Source organism: Paenibacillus sp. 01T422, from assembly GCF_056398785.1.
Window position 1 is genome coordinate 1 of the sequence record NZ_JBFTQB010000742.1, and the last position, 5,136, is coordinate 5,136.

At 47.1% G+C, this 5,136-nt stretch carries 6 protein-coding genes; 5 read left to right on the forward strand and 1 reads right to left on the reverse strand.

What is annotated here, in order from left to right:
- From AC1DUA_RS30260 to AC1DUA_RS30280, 5 genes are all read left to right on the forward strand, one after another.
- Positions 1-469, forward strand: a 469-nt coding sequence (locus AC1DUA_RS30260) for a TOBE domain-containing protein (protein ID WP_477503270.1), incomplete at its 5' end; no start/stop codon positions are given.
- 19 nt (positions 470-488) lie between these two features.
- Entirely contained in the window at positions 489-1,433 is a 945-nt protein-coding gene (locus AC1DUA_RS30265) for a ComEC/Rec2 family competence protein (protein ID WP_477503271.1), read from the forward strand.
- Positions 1,434-1,451: 18 nt separating this feature from the next.
- A complete protein-coding gene (locus AC1DUA_RS30270; RefSeq protein ID WP_477503272.1) occupies positions 1,452-1,895 on the forward strand; it encodes a DMT family transporter in 444 nt (147 codons plus the stop codon).
- Between the two features lie 33 nt (positions 1,896-1,928).
- The gene (locus AC1DUA_RS30275; RefSeq protein WP_477503273.1) at positions 1,929-2,351 is read left to right on the forward strand and encodes an inositol monophosphatase family protein; all 423 of its coding nucleotides are present in this window, start codon (positions 1,929-1,931) and stop codon (positions 2,349-2,351) included.
- Positions 2,352-2,609: 258 nt separating this feature from the next.
- On the forward strand, positions 2,610-3,374 hold the full coding sequence (locus AC1DUA_RS30280; protein ID WP_477503274.1) for an arylamine N-acetyltransferase family protein: 765 nt from the start codon (positions 2,610-2,612) through the stop codon (positions 3,372-3,374).
- 589 nt (positions 3,375-3,963) lie between these two features.
- On the opposite strand, the gene AC1DUA_RS30285 is transcribed toward AC1DUA_RS30280, so the two are convergent.
- Positions 3,964-5,076, reverse strand: a complete 1,113-nt coding sequence (locus AC1DUA_RS30285; protein WP_477503275.1) for an NADH:flavin oxidoreductase — start codon at positions 5,074-5,076, stop codon at positions 3,964-3,966.
- Positions 5,077-5,136: the final 60 nt, after the last annotated feature.

A 5,136-nucleotide genomic window follows, 5' to 3' on the forward strand; every position in this document is an offset into this window, starting at 1 on the left:
GTTTAACAAGGGGCGCATCGGGCAAGTGGGGACACCTTGGGATATTTACTTTAAACCGGAAAGTAAGTTTGTTGCCGATTTTGTCGGAACAGCTAATTTTATCGAAGGCGAAGTAGCAGCTGAAGATGGCGAAGATTTGATTGTAAAATGCGGAACTGTCGTATTTCGAGCCTATCGAAGCGACTACGCCTTCCGGACAGGTGACCGGGTGACGGTTGTTATCAGACCGGAATGCATCTCTATCGACGATAAGGCGACGGATGGTCATAATGTTTGGAAAGGTGTCATTCAGAGAAGCAGCTTCCTGGGGAGAATGATCCGTTATTGGATCAATGATGCTCCGCTACAATGGATCGTTGATGACTCAAGTCCCAGTATGCGAGGATACCTGCAGGGCACGGTGCATCTAGCTTTGGATAAGCATAATATTCATCTGCTGCCGTTCGAGAAAGAAGCAACGACAAACTAACGATAAAGGGGATACTCCTATGCAGAATACGAAAATTCAATTTCTGAATGTCGGGTGGGGGGATGCTCATCTCATTAGGCTGCCTTCCGGCGGTGTTTGCTTAATTGACGGAGGGGACGGTACGTTCTCCGAAGATCAAGACCATCCCTTGTCTTGGATGAACCGCAATGAGGTTGATCGACTGGAGTGGATGCTCCTTACTCATATTCATGAAGATCATGTCAACGGACTGCTCGATGTAGCTAGAGCTAAATCGGTTATTACAGCCGTTCTGCCTTACGAGCCCTTTGAGCTGCCTCCGGAAGAGCTGGTTCAAGAGCTAAGGGACGATTTTACTTATAGAGTGTACCGCATGTTAGCTACCTATCTGGAGTTAGTTCGGGTCTTAATCGAACAGGGGACAGAAATTAAGTGGCGCAGCGAGTATGGATCAAACGAGCAATCCACAATCTGGTCCGAGGAAGGCATCACCTTAACCCAACTGTATCCTTGGGAAGGAGATCCGCTTCCTGCCTACGAGATGCTCATGAAAGCTCTCTCAGATGATGAAGCTGAGAATAATGGCTTCAGAGAGAATTTACCGCGTTTCTTTGATTTATCTAATCATGATAGCTCTGTATATCGACTTAGCAGTGTGGAAGAGCCCCAGTCGACCGTTTTATTCGGAGGGGATCAACTAGAACCCGGATGGGAACGTCTGGCTCAGCGGACTGATCTTAAATGCAGCATTTGGAAAGTTTCTCATCATGGGATGGATGATGGTTTTAATGCCCGCATTCTATCATGGATTCAGCCTGAACACTGCATCATTCCCGTCAGTATCGGACGCTCGCATGCGCTGAAGGGAGAATGGGAAGAGCTCCGTCCAGAGACGGATACTGCCTTTTATTTAACGGGGAGTTTTGCCAGAGGGAAGACTTGCCGGATTGTTAATGGATCAATGCCAATTGAAATTGGCTTTTAATTTAAAGGAGATAAGCGAATGTTAGGTGGCAAGATCAGCTTCATACTTGCTTTTTCTGCTGGATTATTAGGAGTTACACAAGGGATGTTGAATGCGCACATCGGGAAGGTTCAGGGACAATACGGGATGATTATTGGCGTTTCTGCGATCCAAATCGTCTTTGCATCCTTTTTATTGTGGCGCATGAAATCCCCCTCTCCATTGCAATTTCATGTTCTTCCGTGGATCGTGGTTGCCGGGATTTTGGGTGTAGGAATTATGTTTAGTACGTCCTATGCCACAGGGAAAATCGGTACCCTCCCCGTATTTATCCTAATCATTGCTGGGCAAATGGTTGCTTCATCGGTTATCGACCATTTTGGGCTTATGGGTTTGCCCAAAAATCCAGTTACTTTAGCGAAATTCGGAAGTATCTTACTAATTATGACAGGTATACTTTGTTTCATTAAATCATCCAGGTAAATCAAACAGAAAGCTTTAGGAGAAGGAGAGCGTATGAAGGAGCAACGAGCGTACGAGGATGCAATCATGCAAGATGCAATACGTTATGTAAAGGAAGCAGGCACTTTGATTATGGCACTCATGAAGATGCCGCTGCAAATTCAAGAAAAGAAGAATCAAGCTGATCTTGTGACGGAAGTTGATGTGCAAAGCGAACAGCTGCTGCGAAGTCGAATTACTATTGACTATCCGGATCATTGGATATTATCTGAGGAAACAGACGGGGGTAGGGAAGATTCCCATCATACGCTAAGGCAACCGCCTGCGGGTTACGGATGGATTATCGACCCTGTGGCACGAGGAATTGATGTCACTATTAAAATGAGTTCATGGAAAAGAAGAGGAGCTGGCTTCGTGCTAGCTCCTCTTAAGTTCATTTATTTTTATCAGAATATATCAACAATTGATTCCACATAGGTTCCACTTATTCTAAGCGACTCGTGGAGTTTAACTATATAAACCGTCTCAAATGTGAGAGAGAACATTTCATCATCCTTACCGGCATCCTCCCACTGATCTGTAACAAAATTAGCCGTATGATTACTTTTTGATTCCAGAAGAAATAACCACTGGCTCATTATCTTTTCAAGATATTGTGTCTACTCCTACTACATCATGGTATTATTTTATCATATGATTACCAGCAAGTATCTCTCGTAAGGACGGTGTCGTAAGTTGAATAACCAAATTCAGAACTACTTAGATCGCATAGGTTTTGTAGGTCCGCTTGATGGCAGTGCCAAGACGCTGGCTGCTTTGCAAGAACGACATTTGTACACGGTTCCCTATGAGAATTTGGACATTCTGGAACGTAAAGCTTTATCGCTAGATCCGCAGGAGCTGTATCACAAGATTGTCGAGCGCCGGCGAGGCGGGTACTGTTTTGAATTAAATGCCTTATTCGGCTGGCTGCTGCGAGAGCTTGGATACAAGGTTACTGACCTTGTTGCCAGGTTTTGGCGCGATGAAACGGAGCTCCCTCCCAAAAGGCGGCATCACGTCCTGAAGGTAGAAGCCGAGGGCGTCGACTATCTGTGCGATGTCGGTGTCGGCGGGGTTGTACCCCTCAGATCGATTGCCATCGTCGAGGGACTTGCCCAGCAGCAAGGTGAGGAGTTCTATCGACTCGAAAGAGATTCTGATTATGGCTGGTTACTTTGTGAACAGAAAAAGGGAGGGTGGACTCGCATTTACTCCTTCACGGAGGAACCGCAACTCTCAAAAGATTACCAGTTCGCGAGTTTCTGGTGTGAAAATGCTCCCGATTCGATTTTCGCCAAATACCCGATTGTTGCGATTCGGACGCCGGAGGGACGGCATACAGTTGTAGATCGCGAATTCCGTATTTTCAACTCTGAGGGTGTACGAACTTTTACCCCGGAAACAGATGAAGCGTTTAAAGAAGCTTTGGTAGCTTACTTTGGTCTTCATCTGGCCTAAGTGAGCGGATCGTAAAATAAATCGGCTACGTGCGTGAAGGAATCGGCGGCTGAATAAAAAAGGAGCTAAGCAGTTACTATCTGCTTAGCTCCTTTTTTACTTTTTTTGGTGGAGAGAGGGTCCGGCTCCGACCTCTTTTAGATTAACGGGAAGCAAGAAAATCCAGTTAATTGGCTGAAAATGGATTTATTACAGAAAATAGCAGCAGTATTCGGCGTTAATTACAAATAATCCATCCTCTCAGTAGCCGAGTCCTGAGGCGAGCGGTTTATAAGCTGCTCCCGCTGAAATAAAGGGAAAATCTACCGTTAATCTGTGCTACTCAGTAGCGGGCAGCGGATTAGCGGTAGAAACTGCAGCTAAATCGCTGGTTACTGGACGGAAACGCATCGTTTGGCAACAATAACAGTAGAAAATCCAGTTAATTGGCTGAAAATGGATTTATTACAGAAAATAGCAGCAGTAATCGGCGTTAATTACAAATAATCTATCCTCTCAGTTGCCGAGTCCTGAGGTGGGCGGTTTATTTCCCGTTAATGTGGTCATAACGAGTCTTCGCCGTGGTGCCCCTGAGCTGCTCAGAAAATAATCAGCTCAGCGAAGCAAGTGCCTCGCGCGTGAACGGCTGTAATTCATCGGTGCGGTTATCGCGGATCTTGGCCGCCCAAGCTGGGTCAGTCAATAGTGCGCGACCGACGGCGACGAGGTCGAATTCTCCGTTATCCAGACGCTCGATTAGGTTATCGAGGCCGGCAGACTCGCCTCCCTTGCCTTCTTCAAAGAGGCTGGTGAAAGTGGAATCCAGACCGACGGAACCGACAGTAATAGCCGGCTTTCCAGTGACTTTGCGCGTCCAGCCTGCCAGGTTGAGATCGGAACCCTCGAACTCTGGCTCCCAGAAGCGGCGTGTGGATGCGTGGAAGATATCAACGCCAGCCGCGGACAACGGTGCAAGGAAGCGTTCCAGCTCCTCTGGATTCGATGCCAGCTTGCCATCGTAATTAACCGGCTTCCATTGGGAGTAGCGGAAGATAATCGGGAACTCAGGGCCAACCGCGGCACGTACGGCCTCGATTACTTCTACCGCGAATCGGGTACGGTCAACTAGGTCACCGCCATACTCATCCGTGCGTTTGTTGGTGACGTCCCAGAAGAATTGGTCAATAAGATAACCATGTGCACCGTGAATCTCAACCGCATCGAAGCCTAGACGTTTCGCGTCAGCTGCAGCCTGGGCATAAGCTTGAACGAGACCTTGAATCTCTTCGACTGAAAGTGGCTCAGATACTTGCTCACCCTTCAGGTTGAGGCCGGATGGGCCGATCGAGTCGATATTCGATTCAGGGAATCTGTTCTTATCGCGGGCAGTTCCGGTATGCCAAATCTGGGGAGCGATTTTGCCTCCAGCTTCATGCACTTCGCGGACGACACGCGCCCAGCCTTCGAGAGCTTCCTCGCCATAGAAATGCGGTACACCTTTATCAGCAGCTGCAGCCGGATGGTTAATGACAGTTCCTTCGGTGATGATAAGGCCAACGGCGTTCTCCGCTCTCCGGCGGTAATAGCCAGCTACGTCAGGACCTGGAATACCTTCTGGTGAAAAAGTACGGGTCATCGGTGCCATGACAATACGATTATCAAGCTTCAAGTTACCAACTTCAAAAGGTTGGAACAAAGCTGCTGTTGTTTTGGATGTAGTCATTTTATTCTCTCCTCCTGCATATAAAAAGATTTATTAATTAATCTATAAATACAAATATAT

Bases quoted from the DNA above. Each gene is read 5' to 3' on its own strand.
- AC1DUA_RS30265 (WP_477503271.1), top strand. From the start codon at position 489: ATGCAGAATACGAAAATTCAATTTCTGAATGTCGGGTGGGGGGATGCT.
- AC1DUA_RS30270 (WP_477503272.1), top strand. From the start codon at position 1,452: ATGTTAGGTGGCAAGATCAGCTTCATACTTGCTTTTTCTGCTGGATTA.
- AC1DUA_RS30275 (WP_477503273.1), top strand. From the start codon at position 1,929: ATGAAGGAGCAACGAGCGTACGAGGATGCAATCATGCAAGATGCAATA.
- AC1DUA_RS30285 (WP_477503275.1), bottom strand. From the start codon at position 5,076: ATGACTACATCCAAAACAACAGCAGCTTTGTTCCAACCTTTTGAAGTT.